Source organism: Corynebacterium sp. MSK310 (genome assembly GCF_030227355.1).
GTDB classification, from domain to species: domain Bacteria; phylum Actinomycetota; class Actinomycetes; order Mycobacteriales; family Mycobacteriaceae; genus Corynebacterium; species Corynebacterium rhinophilum.
In genome coordinates this window covers 181,798-202,009 of the sequence record NZ_JASPFZ010000003.1, presented here as the reverse complement: position 1 = coordinate 202,009, position 20,212 = coordinate 181,798, and the positions used below count along the sequence as shown (strand labels likewise).

Sequence of the window (20,212 nt, the reverse complement as noted above, 5' to 3'; positions counted from 1 at the left end):
CGTTAGTCCGCCTGCGCATTCTCCCCCATAAATTGCTCGACGACGGCCCCGAAAAGCTTAATGCCCACACCAATCGCCCGCTCATCCACGATGAGATCGCCCATGTGCAGATCGTGCTGCTCCCCCTCACCGGACCAGCAACCAAGGCGCGCCATGGAACCGGGCACCTTTTCCAAATACCAGGAAAAGTCCTCCCCGCCGGAAGACTGCGGGGCCTGAACCACGGCTTGCGGGTCGATGGACTGTACGGCAGAAGCGAGCATGGCGGTAGCCACGTCATCGTTAAGCACCGGCGGCACGCCGCGGTTATAAGACAATTCATGTTCTACCCCCACCGGCGCGAGGATCTGATCCACTAACTCCGCGAAAAGTTCCTGCATCTGGCGCCAGATGGTGATATCGGCGGTGCGCATCGTGCCGGTCAGCATGCCGGTTTCCGGAATAGCGTTGGGGGCGTAGCCAGAATTGACCTGGCCAAAGACCAATACCGTGCCGGTGCGCGGGTCAACGCGGCGCGACAGCAGCGCCGGCAGCTCTGTAATAACCTTGCCCAGCGCATAGACCACATCCGCGGAAAGGTGCGGGCGCGAGGTATGCCCGCCCGGGCCTTTAATCTTGAGCTCCACCACGTCCGTTGCGGAGGTTATGGCCCCGGCGCGGATGCCAATGCGCCCCACGCGCAGCTTCGGCTCGGCGTGGATGGCGAAGATGGAATGCACGCCTTCTAACGCACCCCAAGAAATAACGTCGGTGGCCCCGCCGACCCACACTTCTTCCGCCGGCTGGAAGATGACGCGAACGCCCAGCTTTAGCTCATTAACCCGCTGAAAATCCGCCAGCGCGCAGGCCAAACCGAGCGCCACGGTGGTATGTACGTCGTGGCCGCACGCGTGCATGGTCCCGGGCTTCTCAGAAGTAAACTCCAGCCCTGTTACCTCCGTGATGGGCAGGGCATCGATATCGGCGCGGAAGGCCAGGCGGCCAAGCTCCGTGTCTGGGCCGATATCCACCATGAGACCAGTGTGCGGGAAACGCTGCGGCTCAAGCCCGTAATCCGCAAGGATATTCGCGATGTAATTGGTGGTTTCCACCTCTTGGTTCGCCGTTTCCGGATTGCGGTGGATATGGCGCCGCCACGCGATGACCTCCGCACGGTGAGCATCGAACCACTCGTTAATAAACTCCGAGATCACGCGCACGCCTCCCTGTTGCTGGACTATCTCTTGGAGGCAGTCTACAACTAGACCATGCGGTTCAGTAAGTCAGGGTGGTTAGCCCCGCGCATTACTAAAGCGCCGCTGGTTGATGTAGTCCTGTGGAAAGGGCGCGACATCTTCTACCCCGAGCACGGCGGAATCCGCTAAGTGGCCCTCCACCACGTCCCCGCCGGCTGGCAAGAGGACCGCCGGCGGGATTTCTAAAGCCAACGCCAGCTTGTACACCGTGGATAATTGCGGGTCCGCCATGGTGTGTAGGCCATTTTCATTGCGTTCCAGGTTGGAAATCTGGCTGCGCGATACCCCCGAAATATCCGCGAGCACTTGCTGGGATACCCCGCGCCGCTCGCGCACGCGGCGCAGTTGTTGCGAAAATCCGTAGCCGTAGCTCGACCACATTAGTTGAATAAAACTCACGATCTTTTTCCCCCTTTTTGAAAGCCACCTTCGGGCTTTCAGGGAGAAATACTAGCTTAAAGATCGATATTGCGCGGCCCGTAGAGGCGATCGCCAGCATCGCCAAGCCCCGGCACGATATAGGCATCCGCATTGAGCTCGGGGGCAATGGCGGCGGTGACGAGGCGGACGGGAAGGCCCGATTCCTCCAGCGCATCCACGCCATTTTGCGCCGAGACCATGCAGATAGCGGTGATATCGGTAGCGCCGCGGGCGGCCAGGAGGCGCAACGCGTGCAACAAGGAACCGCCGGTGGCCAGCATGGGATCAACGACGAAGACGGTGCGCCCAGTCAGGTCTTGCGGCAGCGCCTCCAAGTACGGCACGGGTTCGTGGGTTTCTTCATCGCGCGCCATACCAATGAAGCCAACCTGAGCATCAGGAATCATCGACAGGGCGGGATCCACCATGCCGAGCCCGGCGCGAATAATGGGCACGATGATAGGCGGATCCTGCAGGCGGGTGCCTTGTGCTGTGGCAACCGGGGTTTCGCAATCGAAGTTTTCTACCGCCAATTCGCGGGAGGCTTCATATACGAGCATGGTTCCCAAGTCATTGAGCGCGGCGCGAAAAGCAGAGTTATCGCTGCGCGCATCGCGCATCAGGGTCAGGCGGGAAGCGGCAAGCGGGTGGTCTACGACGTGGATATCCATGCCCACTACTTTAAACTTTTTGGGAACCACTTGGGCCATTGGCCAGTCCAATAGGGCATGAGACCATTTCAGATCGATACCGCCCACGCCCGCCATTTAGCCCGTGACCTGCATTCAAACGCGCAAGGAGACAACCCGCCCCACCCGGCATTGCCCGAAGATCCGGCCTTTACCGGGTTCAATGAGGCCGTCCATGCTGCCTTAGACAATATTGGGGCGCGGATGACCATGCTGCGCCGCGATATGGGCCATATTGCGCAGTCTTCCTTCCAGATGTCGCGCGAGGCGGAAGACTCCGATGCGGCGTTGCGCGACTTACTCGGGGCGGCGATTTAAGTGCTTGCTACTGCCATTAAGAATATTGCCGCGCTGCAGCCCTCGCCGCTTCCCGATGTCCAGCTTCCCCGCGTCCCAGATATCACCGCCGTACCGCCACTTGCGGATATCGCGCACGGTGACGCCTCCCAACTTATCGCCGCCGCGGATCTCCTCACCGGCGATAACGAGACCGTCTCCGCCGTACTTGGCCAGGCGCGCAGCCTTATCGCGGCGGCCGCCGGCGATATCTTCGGCATCGGCACGCAGCTCATCCGCGCCGCTGCGCCCATCGCGATGGGATTTATCTCCCTCGACCCCGCCTCTCGCGCCGCAGCACTTGCCTCACTTCGCGCCGTGATAGATGAGCATATTGGCTTGGCGATGGCCCGGGTTAACCGCCTGAAAAACGAGCTCACCAATGCCGCTGCGGCCCTGTTGCCTATCTCCCAGCGCCCGGTGGAATCCGCCGTGGGCCAGCCCCAGCAAGCCATGGCTGCCGCGGCGACACACACGGCCGTGGCCCCTCCAGCAGAACTGGCCGCTGCTCCCACACCGAACCCGCCGGCGAGTACCGAAGCCGGATCGGGCGCAGGCCGGGCGGCCGTTGCCGCGGCCAAGAGCCAATTGGGCCAACCTTATACCTGGGGCGGAACAGGCAACGGCGGCTTTGACTGCTCGGGGCTTACACAATGGGCCTATTCCCAGGCAGGGGTGGATATTCCGCGCACGGCGGACCAACAGGCCATCGGCAAGCAGGTCAGCGCCGATCAGCTCCAGCCCGGCGATCTGGTGGTTTGGGATGGCCATGTGGCGATGTATTCCGGCAATGGCGAGATCGTGGAAGCCGGCGACCCCGTGCAGACTAACCCGCTGCGGACGAATAATATGGGCATGCAATTTAAGGGCTTTTGGCGGCCGACTGCCTGACAAGCGCCCGCCAATTCCGTGCGGCAGCTGGGGCGTTGGGTAGACTAAAAGGCCATGAGTACCCGTGCGATTGTGCCTATTAAGCTCTCCCTGACTGAGGGCGATTTTTATACCCTCTGGGCGCCCAAGTGGCGCGAAGGCGGCTCCGAATGGCAAGCCTTTTTGGGCGACGATGACTCCGTCTTGGTCTTTGACTCCCCCGCTGAGCTGCTGTGCTACCTGGAGTCCGATGCCAAGCATGACCTGCTAGATCACCCGCAGTGGGAACAATTTGCCGCCCGCCCAGCGCACCGCGTTACCCCAGCCAAGCGCGATGAATACGATCTCATTGGCATGCCGGAAGCCCTCGCTGGCCGCCCCAGCCACGCCAATGTCGTAACCGTGGCGCGCAACCTCGAGGTGGCATCTGCCCTTGCCGATGTCGCCGCTGCCGAACAAACCACCATCTTCTTCGCCACCCACTCCATCCTGCGCAACGTCTCCCGCGGCGCCGATCACTACTCCGGCGACCAGGGACTCAATGAGTGGACCGGCGTCGGACGGGTCATCTTGACTAATTGGAAGAAGGTCATCGCGGATTTGGATAAAAGCGTCCGCGCCGTTCCTAGCGATGAATTCGACGCCGCCGCTATCTCCGATGCCGAAACCCGCATCTCCGAGGCCGCGAGCGCCGCCGAGGCTGCCGCCAAAGAAGCCGAAGAAAAGCGTAAGGCCGCGGCAGAAGCCGCCGACCCTTATGACGAGTCCTCTTGGGCCGCCGCCGGAATCGACCCGATTAAAATCACCGCACAGTCCAAGTCCGTCTACACGCTGCGCACCTACGTGGACGACAAGCCCATCTTCTTAGGCAAGTGGGGCGAAATCTTTACCTTCGATTCCTCCAAGACGCTGGTGCGGTGGCTCATCGATAATGATGACCACGACTTGGCGCGCGTATCCACCTGGGAGGACGTTGTCACCGCCGCCAATGCCGGTGAACTCGAAATCCAGGTCCACCCGGATAACCAGTATTCCTTTAATGGCATCGTTCGCGATATTGAAAAGGGACCGGAAGCGGTCGACTCCGACCAACTAGCCCGCTGCTACGAGGTCTGCGCCGATGCCGCGGACTGGGCCGGGGACGATTCCATTAACTCCTATATGCTGGCCAACCCACGCTTGCAGGACTACCTCGGCTACATGCTCGGTTCCACCGAGCACGCAGGCTACGTGCCGTCGAAGCCGTATAACGAGCATGCGGAGTCCTGGAAGGGTCTTGAGAACATGCTAATTAAGCGTTTTTCCCGCTTTTAAGTTTTTACTCTGCCCTGCGAACTACCGGCTCTAGCTACCTCAGCTGCCGGGAGCCGCTGCTAACAGAAGACCGCCCCAGTCCAACCACTCCTCACAGTGGAGCGTGGACTGGGGCGGTTGCTGCATTTTCACCTACACCTCATTCCGCATCAAGTGCGGCTAGAGGTGGGAGCCGAGGTGCTCGATAAGATCTCCCAGCATTCTGCGCGATTGGGGCGCGCGCGGGCGTACCTGATCGAAGCCGTGATAGGCACCTGCATACACATCAAGTGTGGTCTCGACTCCGGCGTCCTGCAGTGCGGTAGTAAAGGCCACGGATTCATCATGAAAAAGATCGATGTCTCCCACGCCGATCCACGTGGGCGGCATCCCCGAGTGATCCGAACGCGCCGCCGGCGATGCATACGGTGGCAGCGGGGTTTCTAAATGGTCCTTTCCTAAGTACATATCCCAGGCGCCGCGATTTAAGTTCGGCGGACAAATAAACTGCCCCACCGCACCCTCTTTAGCAATGGTGCGGTGATCAAGCATTGGATAGACCAGTCCAAGCGCTCGAATGGGACGGTCTTCATCCACCGTGCGCTGGGCAAGGCCTGCGGCCAAGCCGCCGCCGGCGCTATCGCCAGCGACCGCAATGCGCGAAGTATCCGCGCCTAAAAGCTCACCGTTTTCCTGCATCCAGCGCAAAGCGGCATAACACTCTTCCAGATCCGCAGGAAAAGGTTCCTGCGTGGATTTGTGATAGCGCGGTGCAATGACAATGGCCCCCAACTCCGATGCGATGAGCGAAGTTTGGGGATCATGCATCGCCGGGCCACCGAGCAGGTGACCTCCGCCGTGAATCCACATCACCACGGGACGTGGCTCGGCTGGCGTTCCATCTCCGCGTGGAGTAATAACGCGGGCACGGAATGCTTGGTCTTCAAAAGAACAAGATAGCTCTTCGATGTCCACCGGGCGCCACTTCGGACGTGCCACGTCCATATTGGCAAATAGCCTGCTCGTTCGAGCGAATCGATCACCCGAGAGCAAGTGCAGCGGCAGGTACAGTAATGGGCTGCGAAGCTCAGGTGCAACGCTGCGCAGATAAGGACGACGACTCTTTATATACGCCGACGCCCCTACTACCGCGCTGCCTGCAGCGAGAGCTTTCAGCGCCCGCATTAAAAGTCGCGCAGGATGCGCTGTGCCAAAGGCTCAGACGATGCCGGGTTCTGACCGGTGTACAGGTTGCGGTCAACCTCAACATAAGGCTGCATCGGATCGGTCTGCTTGAAATCAGCACCGAGTTCGCGCAGGCGGGTCTCAACAACCCACTTGGCAGCGGCGATGGTCTCCTCGCCCTCTTCGGCGTTGGTAAAGCCGGTCATGGTGTAGCCCTTGAGCGGCCAGTCATCATTGTCCAGTGCGAGCAATGCGGCCGGTGCGTGGCAGACTAGGGACAGAGCGCGACCGGATTCGATGCGCTCCTGCAGCAGCTTGGCGGAGTCCTGGTCATAAGCCAAGTCCTCCATCGGGCCGTGGCCGCCGGGGTAAAAGACGAGGTCGTAGTCAGCTTCCTTAACATCAGCCAAGTTCAGTGGGTCTTCCAGGTCTGGACCGATTTCTGCGAGGTAATTCTCCTGCTCGGCGCGGTCGCCCTCAGACAATACCTCGAGGCTGTACTCGTCTACCACTGGGGCCTTTGCGTTCGGCGTAGCAAAGTCGATATCCCAACCAGCGTTCTTAAAAACGCGGTGCGGAGCGATGAGCTCCTCGGCCCAGTAACCGGTAGGGCGGGCGCTGCCATCAGCAAGCGTCCACTTATCAGCGGCGGTAACAACGAATAGTGCGGAAGGCATGTCTTCCTCCTTTATGTAGATTAACTCTCTATTACTCTTCGGAAGCGTTGTCATTCAGGTTCATTGAGAACCCGGAATCTTGGAGCGACTCCTCAGTATCGGGGCCGGCAAGTTCCGGATCGGAGAGGTCCTCGTAGGCCGGAAGGACAACGGTCTCAAGGATACGCTGCCTTGTCTCCTCCGTGCCGAAAATATTTTCAATCGCCTTCACGGTGAGATCGAAAAACTCCTCCAAGCCGTACCCAAAGGTCTCGCTCAAAGCGAGAAATTGCCTGCTCAGCGTGGAATCGCCGGAGGAGACCGAGCAGGTAAAACCAAGCTGCTGCAACAGGGGCAGCGGATGATCCGTCAGCTCCTCAACGTCATCCAAGGGCGAGAATACCAATGGAATGTGTCGGTCGCGGATCCATCCGGAAGCCTTGCCCGGGCGGATTCCATCGACATCGGCGGTGAAATCATCAATCATATTCACCGGTCGCAGCAAGCGGTTCACGCCGGCCTGGGCGGCGCTTTCGGTGGCGGCGAAATCCTCACCCACCGCGATCTGGGTAGGCAGGTACTTCGTGCGGAACTCCGCCGCGGCGGCAGCACTCCCCTCCGGCAGGGTGTAGCCAGCAATGCCCGCAGAGTCCTCAGAGTTAGCCGCCGGCTCTGCCGCCTCGAGGACAAAACGTACCTCGAGATCGCCGAAGCGTTCCGCGGCCACCTCGCGTACGACTGCAGAGGTATCGAAAGAATAAGCCGCGGGGTTGAGCTGCAGCTCGGCGTAGACCACGTGGTCATCGGCAAGCTGGGCACACTGCTCGCGCATATCCGCGTTCAATTCTTCTGCGGTGCTGGCCTGCGAGCGGACCGGCTCACACAGGGATACCTTAGGAAGTTGTTCCACCACGCTCTCGGCGGAATCCTTATTTTCGGGGCTAATTAATGGTGCATCGTGCATGCGCACCATCGTAGGTATCTGCCCGAAGTTGCGCCATGCCCGCGTTCTACTTGCGCGGTTTCCTCTTTACCACTTCTGCGTTTGCGAGATCGTCGTGCGAGCCGCGCAGGTTGTTTTCCTCATTAATGGTGGTCGCGTGCACCACCGCGCCCACCAAGCCCACCAATTGCCCGATACCAGGAATCAGGTTAATTAGGCGCCACCACTGGCGCTTGGCGGACTGGCTGAGGCTGAGCTTTTCCTTCGTATCCACATCCCGCACGGTATAGCCGGCAAGAATCTTTGCCGGGCTAGCTCCCAACCAAACTTCGCTGCCCAGAACGTAGACCACCATGACGATGCAGAAAACGACAAAGGACAGGGCGTCTACATCCACGAGCTCGTCAACACCCGCGCCAAACGCACTGCTGATGCTACCGGCCAAGAAGAAATCCAAGATGCCCATGCCAATGCGCGTGCTTTTGCGAAGGCCGTTCCTGTGCCTGTTGTTGGAAGGGCACCGGCGGGGCAGCGAACGACGGCGACATCTGCTGCTGCTGCTGCGATGATGCGTGCTGACCAAATGGGTTTTGCGCGTACGGGGAGCTATATGGGCTGGGCTGGGCAAAACCCGGCGCCTGCTCCGGACCACCCTGCGGTTGATCGTGGAAGCTTTTCTGCGAGCGCGGTGCCGGAGACCACTGCCCCACCGAACTCAGCGTGCCGAGCTCGCCCCACGTCGGGCGAAGGCCGGTGCGCAATGCTTCATCATATTCGGCCCTCTTTTTCGCCGAGCCCAAGATGCTGGCCGCTATGCGTAGCTGTACGCGCCGCGGCTCATCGGAGTTATATCCTTGCTGCCCGAGCTTGATATCTTTTGCTTCCAATAAAACGGAAAGCTCATCCTCGCCACCACTGCGGTCGAGGTCCCACTTTTCGTAGAAGTCTGGGGCAATATCATCGGCGTTCATAGTGTCCTATCTTAAAGGTAAAGAGCGCGGCAATCCTCACCCGTAGGGAGGATTTTTATTTCCGGCGGAAAAGCTTCGCCACACCCACGGCCGCAGCGCCCAGCGCCGCGCCCACGCCGAAGACCGCACCTGCTGGTGCGCCCTCACGTACCTCGTTGCGCACGCGAATAACGGCAGGTTCTGGAACCGGCGGGTGCGCGTACTTCAGGGATTCTGCGGTCGTCGCAGTCCATACGGAAATATAAAGCACCACGCGCCACACCAAGTACATGACGATCATCAGGACGATGACCGGACCAAAGACCGCGCCGGCCGGACTGCCGGTGGCAGAGGACATGATCACTGTGGACAGCTGCTTGATGGCCTCGAACGCCACCGCACCGATGGCGGCGCCGGTAAAGCCGGACTTCTTAGGCACCTTCGTGCGCGGCAGGATCATAATCAGCCACCACATGACGATGAAGTTGGCGATAAGGCCCAGCAACAAGCCACTGAAGAAGAAGACATAGCCCATGCCCGGGAAGGATTCGATGCCTAAGAGGTCAAACACCTTTTGCGTCAGGCCGGAGGAACCAGCAGCGGTCACACCGAAGGCGACGACAAAGGCGATGATCAGGCCGATAAGCCCCAGAAGGTCCGAGAACTTCTTTTTCAGGAACGAGCCGCCGTCATTGGCATCGATGCCCCACATGGCAGAAATGCCGATGCGCAGGTGATTCATCCACCCCAGTCCGGACCACAGGGTGGTCAAACCACCAATACCGAACATGGCACCGCGCTGGTCGATGGCCGTATCCAAGATCTCATTGACCGATTCGCTGAGATTCCCGTCAATGGAGTCCGTGATATAGGACTGAAGATCATTGAGCAGGTCTTCGCGGTTAGCAAGGACTGCGGCGATGGTGGCCACCAGCAGCATCGCCAACGGGAAGATGGACAGGACCGAGTAATAGGTAATGCCAGCGGAGAACTGGTTGCCACCCTCTGCGGCATAGCGCTCCTGCATGCGCATGAGGTGGTCAACAAAGGGCGACTTGCGCCGGACTTTATCTATCGCTCCCGGGTCATCGGCGTTCGCGCGCTCGATGCCGTAGTGGTCCGTCTTCTTAGAGGAGGATTGCGTGGTGGTGGACACGTGCTTCCCTTCTTGTTCGCACAGCGTTTATCCCGTATAGCGTAGCTGGCAAACACCCAGTTGTCCCTCGGTGGGGTGGGTTAAGGGGTACCTACTACCTGCGCGGGCGAGGAAGGAAGCCGACTTTTTCATAGACGGCATCGACAAGCGGCTGCGCTACTTCCTGTGCGGTCTGGGCGCCGCGCTCCAAGATGCGCTCCAGCTCGCCGCGATCCGCCATGAGCTCGTCATAGCGCTGCTTGAGCGGCGTGGTGAAGGCCTCGAGCGCCTCCGCGGTATCCACTTTCAGGTGACCGTAGCCTTGGCCGGCGTACTTTTCCACCAAGGAGTCGACGGACTCACCAGTCAGCGCGGACTGGATGACCAGCAAGTTCGATACGCCCGGCTGGTTTTCCCGGTCGAAGGCGACTGTGCCCAGGTCATCGGTGACGGCGGACTTGATGCGCTTGGCAGAGGTTTTCGGGGCATCGAGCAGGTTGACCAAGCCCTTGGGGTTTGGGCCGGACTTAGACATCTTGGACGTCGGGTCCTGCAGGTCATAGATCTTCGCCGCGCCCTCCGGAATGAATGGTTCCGGCACGTGGAAAGTCTCGCCGTACTTGTTATTGAAGCGCTCTGCCAGATTGCGGGTGAGCTCCAAGTGCTGGCGTTGATCCTCGCCCACCGGCACGTAATCCGGCGAGTACAGCAGGATATCGGCCGCCATCAGGATGGGGTAGGTAAAAAGGCCCACCGAGGTGCGATCGGCGCCGCGCTTGGCGGATTTATCTTTGAACTGCGTCATGCGGGAGGCCTCGCCGAAGCCGGTCAGGCACTGGAATACCCAGGTCAGCTCCGCATGGGCGGGCACGTGGGACTGGACGAAGAGGGTGGATTTCTCCGGGTCAATGCCCAGCGCGATGAGCTGTGCAGCCCCCGCCATGGTGCGGTTGCGCAGCTCCTCCGGATTCTGCTCCACGGTAATCGCGTGCAGATCCGGGATGAAGTAAAAGGCATCGTAGCCTTCCTGCAGGTCGATCCACTGCTTCAGCGCTCCCAAGTAATTTCCCAAGTGATAGGAATCAGCGGTGGGCTGAATGCCGGAAAGTACGCGGGATGCGGAATTAGATGCAGTGGAATCAGTCATGTCAGGTAATGTTACTCCGTCATTTTTGCTTGCTGATTGGCCGCCCCAAGATGCTGCGCGGCGTCATCAAAAATCGAGACCAGCCGGACACCTCGGGTAACGTGCGGCGTCCACGAGGTATCGATCACGTCATCGAGGTTGTCATCCTCCAGCGAGGCGACATACGCCTTGACCTGCTCCAATGCTTCCTGGGTATAGCTGCGGAGCTTGCCGATGTCCTGCGTGGTTACCGCACGCGCTTCCTCCGCCGATTGGCCATAGCCCATGGCATCCGGCAGGTCGAGGTCGTAGCGCTGCCACAGCTCTTCTTCCCCAGTCAGCTGCGCAAGCTGCAGGTCTGCCATGCGGCCGGTGTGCCATAGCAGCCACGTGATCGAGTTCGGGTGATCACCAAAGTGCGCATTGGCGGTCTCGTTGCTCAACTCCGGCAATGCGGCGAGCGCATCGAGCGGGCGCTGCGCCATGTCTGTGAGTAGATCGATAGCTTTCATCGCCAGACCGTGCCCTTAGACCTTGCGGGAGGTGGGGCTGACGATGTCCATGAAAATGGCGAAACCGGTCACCATGAAGGCACCGCCGACGCCCATGAGGACGATGGGGCCAAGGAAGGCGAAGGACGGTCCGACAGCAGTCCACCACCAGATGCTCAGGGCGAGGATTACGGCGCCAAGGACAAAAGGAATAATTGCGCGAGCCATGAACTTTCTCCGTTGCAGATTTCGAAATTTTTAACGTGTTAATACTAGCACTACTGCTTGTGCTTGGGGGTCCTTTGCCTGCCCACATCCTCCTTGTTGAAGGTCCATTGCTGCTGCACATCCACTCCCCTCGCCCCAGGCGAGTGCTTGCCACTGGGGCGGGTAATCGATGAGTGAACAGTCGGCCGTGCAATCCGGTTGCTATTTAACTCTTCGAGGCTTAGCGGGGAGGAAAAATCGCTTGCGGTGCGCTTGCTGCGGCCCAGCGGCCGGGTGATGGGGCTGGCGTAGCGGGTGGCTGCGCCCGCCTTCCGCTTGGCACGACGGGCGCCATCGCGCACGATGCGCGCCGATAGCCGCAGGCGCGGATCCATCTGCTGCTCACCATCGCGGTATTCAAAGACGGGCAGGCCCGTCTTGAAGTAGATGGCCGCAAGGCGCGCGGCAAAGCAGACCAAGGCAGTAATAATCGCCGTGGGTTCCTCCGATAGCCCGGCGCGCAAGAGGATCATGTAGAGCCCGGCCGCAAGGATCGAGATGGCCGCATAAAACTCTCCGGAGAATACCAGCGGAATGCGGTCTGAGAGCAGATCGCGCAGCACGCCGCCGAAGACGCCGGAGATAACCGCTGATACAGAGGCGATGATGAAGCCATAGCCCAAGTGCGCGGCAATCTGGGTGCCCAGCACGGAAAAGACCGCCAGCCCCAAGGCATCGAGGATGAGGAAGAGGTGGCGGAAATAGTGCATGAGGAAGGACATCCCCACCGTGACGATGGCGGCGGCGATGACGATGACCAGATAGATGGGGTGTTCCACCCAGGTCAGCGGCGGATCCGCCAGCACGATATCGCGGACGGTGCCACCGCCTAGCGCCGTGATGGAGGCGATCATCGTCACGCCGAAGAGATCGAGCTTTTGCCGGCCGGCCGATAGCGCAGCCGTCATGGACTCGGCGGTAATGCCGATGACGTACAGGACGCTAAATAGCGGCGACATCAAGCGTATTCCACCAGCAGCGGCGAGTGATCGGACCAGCGCTGCTCCACGGTCGGGGCCTTATCCACCCAGGTACGCTGCGCGCGATCGAGCAGCGGCTGGGTTGCGGCCTGGTAGTCAATGCGCCAGCCCGCATCGTTATTGAAGGCCTGGCCGCGATAGGTCCACCAGGTATACGGGCCGTCGGCTTCTGGCTGGAGGCGGCGCGCCACGTCGAACCACTGCGGCGCGGTGGCCGGCTCCCACGGGGTGGTGCCCGCGTAGTCCACGACGCCGAGCCACTCGCCCAGGTTCTTTTTCTCCTGTGGCGCCTCATCCGGGAAGCTGCCGAAAACATGGTCCATAAAGGCGCGCTCTTCTGGCAGGTGGCCAGCCTTCTTTTCGTTGGCCTTATTATTCTTCAAGTCTTGGGCCCGGTGGCAGATATTCCAGTCGCCGCCGATGACCATGTCCTTATCGGCGTTTTCTGCCAGCACGGAATCGAATTCATCCAAGAAGCGGTACTTTTCATCCAGCTTCGGCGAATCGGTATCGCCGGAAGGCAGATACAGCGAGGCCACGCGGATATCGCGGGTGGTAGCGGCAATCCAGCGGCCGGCATCGGTAAAGGAGCCGAAGCCGATTTCGACATCGGCAAGCGGCGTGCGAGAGAGGATGCCTACTCCGGCGCGGCCCTTGGCGGCGGCATCGGCAAGCTCCAAGTGCCAGCCTGCTTCCAGGGCGGGTGCCAGGGCCTTTCTGGCTTGATCCGGGGTGGCGCGTACCTCTTGCATCAGCACGATATCGGCCGGGGTTTGTTCCAACCAGGCATTCATGCCGGGGTTGTTTTCGTTGCGCTGCTTGCACGCGGCGCGGATTCCATTGACGTTGACGCTAGCGATGGTAAGGCTCATGGTGCTCCAGAATATAGGCGTGTGCGGTGGTACTTCTAGCTGCGGCCTGCAAGGCGTTTTTTATCCCACATTGTTATCGCCCACACAACGCAACCCGCGGCCGCCAAACCGGCGCCCGCCAGCGCCGGGGCGGAATAGCCCAGACCCGCGCCGACGACGATGCCGCCGATGGTCGCACCGGCTGCATTCGCGATATTGAGCGCGGACTGGTTGAGTGCGGCGGATAAGGTCTGGGCATCGCCCGCCACGTGGACCAGGCGGAGCTGCAGGGAGGGAACCAGCGTGGAGCCCATAAACGCCACCATGCCAAAGCAAATGGTGGCCGGGATGGCGTGGCCGGAAAGGAAATAGAAGGCCGTAAGAATGATGATCAGGCTGGCCAGGGCGAAAATGATCCCGAATTCAAGGTTGCGGTCCGCCAACCAGCCGCCAAAGGCATTGCCTATCGTCATGCCAATGCCGTAGGCCATGAGCACGACCCAAATCAGGCTATCGCTCAGGCCAGCGACCTCGGTCATGGTCCAGGAGATATAGGTGTAGACGGAGAACATGCCGCCGAAACCCACCACGCCCATGATGACGGTGAGCCACACCTGGCTGTTTTTAAAGGCATCGAACTCGGTGCGGATATCGGTCTGTTTCATCTCCGTCATGTGCGGCATGAGGAAGAACAGGGCCACGGCGGTAATAAGACCGATGACCACAACCACTAGGTATGCCGCGTGCCACCCCAGCGCGGAACCCAGGGCCTGTGCCGCGGGCACGCCGATAACCGTGGCGATGGCAAGCCCCATGCCCACAAAAGCCATGGCCTTGCCGCGCCCGCCGGGAGGGGCCATCGACGCCGCGGACAGGTTAGCCACGGAGAAGTACGCTCCGTGGGGCATGCCGGCGATGAATCGAGCCACCATGAGCACCCAGTAATTCGGCGCGAGGACCGAGAGCAGGTTGCCCACCACCAAAAAGCCGATGAGCAAGAGAATGAGGCGGCGGCGCGGGAGCTTGCCGGTAAACGCCGCAATCAGGGGCGCGCCGACCACCACGCCGAGGGCGTAAGTGGTAATCAGCGTGGAGGCGGTATCTTCAGAAACCCCGAAGTCCTCCGCGATCAGCGGCAGCAGGCCCATCGAGACGAACTCGGTGGTACCGATAGCAAACGCGCCAAGGGCCATCGCCACCATGACGATGGTGCGGCGCGCAGTAGAAATCTCCGTCTGGCGGGGCAAAGGCCGACGGTGAATGCGATGTTCATGGGCGCTGCGCGGGCTCAACTGATCGATAATTTTCACGAGGGGCGACGATACACCCCACCTGCGCATAAAGCATGTTCAGGGCGTGGACAGGTGAAGAGATTTACCCAGCGCATGGCCCCGTGACCGATGCCACCCAGCCCCAGAATGTACCGAGCGCTCCACATGGAGCGGACAAAATCGGTAATCTGGTCACCTGAAGAAATTTTCCCACATTTAATAGGAGAATCATGGCTAAGATTACGTGGACCCGTACCGATGAGGCGCCGCTTCTGGCGACCTACTCCCTCAAGCCCATCGTGGAGGCCTTCGCTTCCACCGCGGGCATTGACGTAGAAACCCGCGATATTTCCCTGGCTGCCCGCATCGCCGCGCAGTTCCCAGAGCGCCTCACCGAGGACCAGAAGGTGGAAGACGCCCTGGCTGAGCTGGGCAAGATGGCCAAGACCCCAGAGGCTAATATCATCAAGCTGCCGAATATTTCGGCTTCCCTGGTGCAGCTGAAGAAGGCCATCGCTGAGCTGCAGGCCGCCGGCTACGACCTGCCTGATTACCCGGATAACCCGTCCACCGACGAGGAAAAGGACATCGCGGCCCGCTACGATTCCGTCAAGGGCTCCGCTGTTAACCCCGTCCTGCGTGAGGGTAACTCCGACCGCCGCGCGCCGGAGGCCGTAAAGAACTTTGTTAAGAAGCACCCGCACCGCATGGGCGAGTGGTCCAAGGATTCCAAGACCAACGTCGCCACCATGGACGATAACGACTTCCGTCACAACGAGAAGTCCGTCATCATCCCCGAGGAAGATACCCTGTCCATCGTGCTGAAGACCGCTGACGGCGAGCAGACCCTGCTGCCGGAGCTGCCGGTTCTTAAGGACGAGGTCATCGACGGCACCTTCATGTCCGCCAAGGCCCTCGATGAGTTCCTGCTGCAGCAGGTCAAGCGCGCCAAGGAAGAGGGCGTGCTCTTCTCCACCCACCTGAAGGCCACCATGATGAAGGTCTCTGACCCCATCCTCTTCGGCCACGTCGTGCGCACCTACTTCGCCGATGTCTTTGATAAGTACGGCGACGAGCTCATCTCCGCCGGCCTCAACGGCGAAAACGGCTTGGGCTCCATCCTGGAAGGCTTGGACAAGCTCGACAATGGCGAGGAAATCAAGGCAGCCTTCGAATCCGCGCTTGCCGATGGCCCCGATCTCGCCATGGTCAACTCCCACAAGGGCATCACCAACCTGCACGTGCCTTCCGATGTCATCATTGACGCCTCCATGCCGGCCATGATCCGCACCTCCGGCCACATGTGGAACAAGAACGACGAGGAGCAAGACACCCTCGCCGTTATCCCGGACTCCTCCTACGCCGGCGTGTACCAGGCCGTCATCGAAGACTGCAAGGAAAACGGCGCCTTTGACCCCACCACCATGGGTACCGTGCCAAACGTCGGCCTGATGGCTAAGAAGGCCGAGGAGTACGGCTCCCACAACAAGACCTTCAAGGTGCCCGCAGCCGGCACCGTTGAGGTCCGCAACTCCAAGGGCGAGGTGCTCATCGAGCACGACGTCGAGGCCGGCGATATCTGGCGCGCCTGCCAGACCAAGGACGAGCCGATCCAGGACTGGGTTAAGCTCGCCGTCAACCGCGCGCGCCTGTCCGGTATGAAGACCATCTTCTGGCTCGACCCGGAGCGCGGCCACGACCGCAATATCCAGTCCCTGGTGGAAAAGTACCTCAAGGACCACGACACCGAGGGCTTGGACATCGAGATCCAGGATCCGGTCACCGCTACCAAGACCTCCATCGAGCGCATCCGCCGCGGCGAGGACACCATCTCCGTGACCGGTAACGTGCTGCGTGACTACAACACGGACCTCTTCCCTATCCTCGAGCTGGGTACCTCCGCAAAGATGCTGTCCGTGGTTCCGCTGATGGCAGGCGGCGGCCTCTTCGAGACCGGTGCCGGCGGCTCCGCCCCGAAGCACGTCCAGCAGGTACAGGAAGAAAACCACCTGCGCTGGGACTCCCTCGGTGAGTTCTTGGCGCTGGCCGAGTCCTTCCGCCACGAGAACCAGACCAACGGCAACGAAAAGGCCGGCGTGCTGGCCACCACCCTGGACAAGGCCACCGAGCGCCTGCTGAACGAGGGCAAGTCCCCATCCCGCAAGGCGGGCGAGAACGACAACCGCGGTTCCCACTTCTTCCTGGCTACCTTCTGGGCCGAGGAGCTGGCTAACCAGACCGAGGATGCCGATCTCGCGGCCGCCTTCAAGGACGTTGCCTCCGAGCTTTCCGGCAAGGCCGATGAGATTTCCCAGGCTCTTATCGATGCCCAGGGTGATCCCGCCGACCTCGGCGGCTACTACTGGCCCAACGACGAGAAGACCTCCTCTGTCATGCGGCCTGTCGCACAGTTCAACGAGATCATCGATGGCCTGAAGAAGTAGTTCTTTCTACCATCATGTTTCCGACCGCCGCGCGTATCCTCTCCGTAGTGGAGCGCGCGGCGTCGTCGTTTTCCTACGCCGACGTCCTCAGCCACCAGGTCACCATTGACGCCGCTGCGTGGCGCGAGGGGTGGTCTCAGCACCCGCATCTCGGGCCTCTGCCGACGGTGTTCAACACTGACTCGCCCCGCGGCACACTCACCCGCGGCCAGGTGTTTGCTGCGGCCGGCAACCTCGATTCATCTGCGGATATACTCGCCTTCTTCGCTACCCTGGCCGCTTGGGGAACGGGCACCAACGGGCTGATGCGCTACCGCGCTATGACTCCGCTGACCATCCCCTCCAACACCAACAAGCTCCTCGATGCTGTCGCCGGAATGCCCTCCGACCCCGTGGCCGCGTACCGGTATTTCAATAACAGCGACTCAGGCCGCGGAAGACGCGTCCCCGGACTGGGGCCCGCGTATTTCACTAAACTGCTGTACTTCACCCATCCACCACAGCCAGGCGAGGTTACCCCACTAATCCTGGATCGCTTCGTCGCGAACGCTATGGGCTGGACCATCCACAGCGGGTGGCGCACTACGGAGTACGAGCTCTACCTGGCCACTGTGCACTCTGTGCTCGAGCAGTGGCGCCCCGATCTGCCCTCCGATGCCATCGAGTATCTCCTCTTCACCACGCGGAGCTGACATGTACCCGTTTCCTGAGATGCGGGAGTTCTTTCCTCCGCTGACTCCCGGCAGCGTCTTCATCGTGAGTTCTGCGGACCCCCATCTCGCGCATGCAATGATTCGCCAAATCGGGCATTCAGTTCAATTATGGCCGGAGCTTCCCTTCGTGCCCCTGCGCCGCGAGAGTCAATCATGGGATAACTACTTCGCGGCAGCTCGCCGCACGGCCCTGCGGCTTGACACCGTCGTTTTCCTCCCCGTTTCCCCTGAGTGCCCTGACAGGCCAGAGTGCCCGAGGGCCGTCGTCAAGCATGGCGACGCCGGTCTCATCGACCTCACATTGCTGTGGAACGGTCACCAACACTCTGCACCCGCCTCCTACCGCCTGAGCAATGTGACAGGAGCTCTCATTCCCGCCCACGACACGGAGATAGCCTTTCCCAACCTGTTCGACGAACTCTTCCTCATCGAACCCTGCAGCGTCGTAGAGGAAGCCGAGCCGCGCCTGCTCGACCTGTTGGAATCACAGCCCGATGTCCTCCGAGAGAAACTCCAGCTCGGCGAGGGCGACATCACCCTAGCACGCATCGAGTGTACGAATATTGAAAGCAGCGAGCACCACGTTATGTCCTCGCTCACGCTGCTTCTCGATATCTCCGGTATCCCCACCGACCGCACCATCACCGCCACCGGTACTCCCGATGGCCAAGGCGGTTTCACTAGTTTCCACCTCGAGCTCTCATAATGAAAGCCATTGCTCACCCCCGTTCATCGATGACCTGAAGAAGTAAAAGCTTCTTCACTGTCTAGTTTTCACATCCCTTTCACACGACTGAAAAAATTTTCGCTCTCCGGGAACCAGGGTTGCCTAAGTTCCGACTATTAGTGCAGTTGATATCAGCGTCCATGCAACTGACCACTAAGCACGAAAGAGAACTACTTTATGAGTCGGACGGCTCTGCGTTCCTTCATCCAACGCATACACTTCTACGGCGGAATGTTCGTCGGCCCCTTCATCCTTATCGCGGCATTGACCGGCTGCCTCTATGCACTGGCGCCGACCCTGGAAAAGTTTGCTTACCGCGACGTCATGACCGTCGAGGAAGTTAATAACCCGGTAAGCCTGGAGGACCAAATCAGCGCCGCCCAAAAGGAACACCCGGATATGCCGGTCTCCCAGGTATGGCCGGCGGAATCGGCGACGGACTCTACGCGCGTGCTGGTGGCGGATCCGGGCATCGACGAGAGCCTGCAGCGCACCGTCTTTATTAATCCGGCCGATGGCGAGGTCATCGGTGACTACCTCACTTATTCTGGCCTGGGTGAAATGCCGCTGCGCCGCTGGATCTCCTCGCTGCATGAAAGCTTCCACCTGGGCCAGCCGGGCGAGCTCTATTCCGAGCTAGCCGCCTCCTGGCTGTGGGTCCTGGCCTGCGGCGGGCTCTACATGTGGTGGATTCGCCGCCGGCCCAAGAAGGCGGCCGCGCCGCTAAAGAACCAGCCGCAGCGCTCCAAGCGCTGGAAGGCCACCCGCCTGCACTCCACGATGGGCGCATGGATTTTCATCGGGCTCATTGGCTTGTCAGCTACCGGCATCACCTGGTCCCAACTGGCCGGCGGGAACGTCAATTCCGTGGTGGAGAAAATGAACTGGAAGGCTACGCCGGTAGAAACCGCGCTCACCACCGATTCCTCCGCCGATGCCACACACGATGCCCACGCCGGGCACGAAGGCCACGGTGCCCACGGCGCTCACGGTGGGGATGCGGAAGCTGCGGGCGAGGCTCCGGAGCCGGAGGTCATCGCCGAGCAGGCAGAGCGCGTCTACGCCACCGGCCGCGCGGAAGGCCTAACCAGCCCGCTGCGCTTGTACGCCCCGGAGGACACCGACTCGGGGTGGAAGGTGAGCGAGCGCTGGGTCGAGTGGCGCTACACCTCTGATGAGGTATCCGTCGACGGTTCCACCGGCGAGGTCATCGACCGCCTGCCCTTCTCCGAGCTGCCGCTATTTAGCAAGCTCAGCAGCTGGGGCATCTACCTGCACATGGGCATCATGTTTGGCCTGCCGCTGCAGATCGCCCTTTTTACCCTTGGCCTCGCCATCGCCGCCATGGTTGTTCTGGGCTACTACATGTGGTGGAAGCGCCGGCCGCAATTTGCACCTGGCTCCAAGCGGCACTTCTCCTGGGCCACCACCGGCCTGGGCGCTCTCTTTGCCGCAACTGTCGGTGTATTTATGCCGCTTTTGGGCATTACCCTTGCCGCATTCCTCGTACTAGATATCATCTTGATGAATACCGGAAAGCGAAAGGCCACGCCGCCGCAGAAGGAGCAGGATGAAGACGCGGAGCTAGTAACGGTGAGCTAGCCTTCTTAATGAAAGCCATCACAGATGG

General features: G+C 60.6%; 22 protein-coding genes. 7 read left to right on the top strand and 15 right to left on the bottom strand.

Going from position 1 to position 20,212, the window contains the following annotated elements; genetic code table 11:
• Positions 1 to 2: 2 nt before the first annotated feature.
• From QP891_RS04585 to upp, 3 genes are all read right to left on the bottom strand, one after another.
• Positions 3 to 1,193 (bottom strand): M20 family metallopeptidase, encoded by a 1,191-nt coding sequence (locus QP891_RS04585; RefSeq protein WP_284770198.1) that lies wholly within the window; start codon positions 1,191 to 1,193, stop codon positions 3 to 5.
• A gap of 78 nt (positions 1,194 to 1,271) precedes the next feature.
• Positions 1,272 to 1,634: a helix-turn-helix domain-containing protein gene (locus tag QP891_RS04580; protein WP_005281543.1), complete on the bottom strand. Its 363-nt coding sequence runs from the start codon at positions 1,632 to 1,634 to the stop codon at positions 1,272 to 1,274.
• A gap of 56 nt (positions 1,635 to 1,690) precedes the next feature.
• A complete protein-coding gene (gene upp / locus QP891_RS04575) occupies positions 1,691 to 2,326 on the bottom strand; it encodes a uracil phosphoribosyltransferase (protein ID WP_284816971.1) in 636 nt (211 codons plus the stop codon).
• A gap of 57 nt (positions 2,327 to 2,383) precedes the next feature.
• Here upp and QP891_RS04570 point away from each other — a divergent pair, with 57 nt between their 5' ends.
• Genes QP891_RS04570 through QP891_RS04560 form a run of 3 tightly spaced genes read left to right on the top strand, consistent with a single transcriptional unit; the run spans position 2,384 to position 4,864 of the window.
• On the top strand, positions 2,384 to 2,662 hold the full coding sequence (locus tag QP891_RS04570; RefSeq protein ID WP_284770108.1) for a chemotaxis protein: 279 nt from the start codon (positions 2,384 to 2,386) through the stop codon (positions 2,660 to 2,662).
• The gene (locus tag QP891_RS04565) at positions 2,663 to 3,571 is read left to right on the top strand and encodes a C40 family peptidase (RefSeq protein WP_284770109.1); all 909 of its coding nucleotides are present in this window, start codon (positions 2,663 to 2,665) and stop codon (positions 3,569 to 3,571) included.
• Positions 3,572 to 3,625: 54 nt separating this feature from the next.
• A complete protein-coding gene (locus QP891_RS04560) occupies positions 3,626 to 4,864 on the top strand; it encodes a SatS C-terminal domain-containing protein (protein WP_284770110.1) in 1,239 nt (412 codons plus the stop codon).
• A 159-nt stretch (positions 4,865 to 5,023) separates the two neighbouring features.
• On the opposite strand, the gene QP891_RS04555 is transcribed toward QP891_RS04560, so the two are convergent.
• The 12 genes from QP891_RS04555 to QP891_RS04500 form a co-directional block, all read right to left on the bottom strand.
• Complete coding sequence (locus QP891_RS04555; RefSeq protein WP_284770111.1) at positions 5,024 to 5,848, bottom strand: alpha/beta hydrolase fold domain-containing protein; 825 nt, start codon at positions 5,846 to 5,848, stop codon at positions 5,024 to 5,026.
• Between the two features lie 179 nt (positions 5,849 to 6,027).
• Positions 6,028 to 6,705, bottom strand: coding sequence for a type 1 glutamine amidotransferase domain-containing protein (locus tag QP891_RS04550; protein WP_284770112.1), 678 nt, complete (start codon positions 6,703 to 6,705; stop codon positions 6,028 to 6,030).
• Positions 6,706 to 6,736: 31 nt separating this feature from the next.
• A complete protein-coding gene (locus tag QP891_RS04545) occupies positions 6,737 to 7,657 on the bottom strand; it encodes an amidohydrolase family protein (protein WP_284770113.1) in 921 nt (306 codons plus the stop codon).
• Positions 7,658 to 7,694: 37 nt separating this feature from the next.
• Positions 7,695 to 8,093 carry an RDD family protein gene (locus QP891_RS04540; protein ID WP_284770114.1) on the bottom strand — a complete coding sequence of 133 codons (399 nt, stop codon included), beginning with the start codon at positions 8,091 to 8,093 and terminating at the stop codon, positions 7,695 to 7,697.
• The gene (locus QP891_RS04535) at positions 8,062 to 8,598 is read right to left on the bottom strand and encodes a hypothetical protein (protein ID WP_284770115.1); all 537 of its coding nucleotides are present in this window, start codon (positions 8,596 to 8,598) and stop codon (positions 8,062 to 8,064) included. Before QP891_RS04535 ends, QP891_RS04540 begins: the two co-directional genes overlap by 32 nt.
• A 55-nt stretch (positions 8,599 to 8,653) precedes the next feature.
• Positions 8,654 to 9,733, bottom strand: a complete 1,080-nt coding sequence (locus tag QP891_RS04530) for a YhjD/YihY/BrkB family envelope integrity protein (RefSeq protein ID WP_284770116.1) — start codon at positions 9,731 to 9,733, stop codon at positions 8,654 to 8,656.
• A gap of 94 nt (positions 9,734 to 9,827) precedes the next feature.
• The gene (trpS, locus tag QP891_RS04525; protein WP_284770117.1) at positions 9,828 to 10,859 is read right to left on the bottom strand and encodes a tryptophan--tRNA ligase; all 1,032 of its coding nucleotides are present in this window, start codon (positions 10,857 to 10,859) and stop codon (positions 9,828 to 9,830) included.
• 11 nt (positions 10,860 to 10,870) lie between these two features.
• Entirely contained in the window at positions 10,871 to 11,350 is a 480-nt protein-coding gene (locus tag QP891_RS04520; RefSeq protein ID WP_284770118.1) for a DinB family protein, read from the bottom strand.
• A gap of 15 nt (positions 11,351 to 11,365) precedes the next feature.
• Positions 11,366 to 11,557, bottom strand: coding sequence for a hypothetical protein (locus QP891_RS04515; protein ID WP_023025362.1), 192 nt, complete (start codon positions 11,555 to 11,557; stop codon positions 11,366 to 11,368).
• A gap of 50 nt (positions 11,558 to 11,607) precedes the next feature.
• Positions 11,608 to 12,555, bottom strand: a complete 948-nt coding sequence (locus QP891_RS04510) for a trimeric intracellular cation channel family protein (protein WP_284770119.1) — start codon at positions 12,553 to 12,555, stop codon at positions 11,608 to 11,610.
• Positions 12,555 to 13,448, bottom strand: a complete 894-nt coding sequence (locus QP891_RS04505) for an exodeoxyribonuclease III (protein ID WP_284770120.1) — start codon at positions 13,446 to 13,448, stop codon at positions 12,555 to 12,557. The genes QP891_RS04510 and QP891_RS04505 overlap by 1 nt, the downstream gene beginning before the upstream one ends.
• 35 nt (positions 13,449 to 13,483) lie before the next feature.
• Positions 13,484 to 14,737, bottom strand: a complete 1,254-nt coding sequence (locus QP891_RS04500) for an MFS transporter (protein WP_284770121.1) — start codon at positions 14,735 to 14,737, stop codon at positions 13,484 to 13,486.
• A gap of 191 nt (positions 14,738 to 14,928) precedes the next feature.
• Here QP891_RS04500 and QP891_RS04495 point away from each other — a divergent pair, with 191 nt between their 5' ends.
• The 4 genes from QP891_RS04495 (at position 14,929) to QP891_RS04480 (ending at position 20,184) form a co-directional block, all read left to right on the top strand.
• Positions 14,929 to 17,142 carry an NADP-dependent isocitrate dehydrogenase gene (locus QP891_RS04495; RefSeq protein ID WP_284770122.1) on the top strand — a complete coding sequence of 738 codons (2,214 nt, stop codon included), beginning with the start codon at positions 14,929 to 14,931 and terminating at the stop codon, positions 17,140 to 17,142.
• A 14-nt stretch (positions 17,143 to 17,156) separates the two neighbouring features.
• Positions 17,157 to 17,834 carry an 8-oxoguanine DNA glycosylase OGG fold protein gene (locus QP891_RS04490; RefSeq protein WP_284770123.1) on the top strand — a complete coding sequence of 226 codons (678 nt, stop codon included), beginning with the start codon at positions 17,157 to 17,159 and terminating at the stop codon, positions 17,832 to 17,834.
• A gap of 64 nt (positions 17,835 to 17,898) precedes the next feature.
• Positions 17,899 to 18,561 (top strand): hypothetical protein, encoded by a 663-nt coding sequence (locus tag QP891_RS04485; RefSeq protein ID WP_284770124.1) that lies wholly within the window; start codon positions 17,899 to 17,901, stop codon positions 18,559 to 18,561.
• A 198-nt stretch (positions 18,562 to 18,759) separates the two neighbouring features.
• Complete coding sequence (locus QP891_RS04480) at positions 18,760 to 20,184, top strand: PepSY-associated TM helix domain-containing protein (RefSeq protein WP_284770125.1); 1,425 nt, start codon at positions 18,760 to 18,762, stop codon at positions 20,182 to 20,184.
• The last annotated feature ends 28 nt before the right edge of the window (positions 20,185 to 20,212 follow it).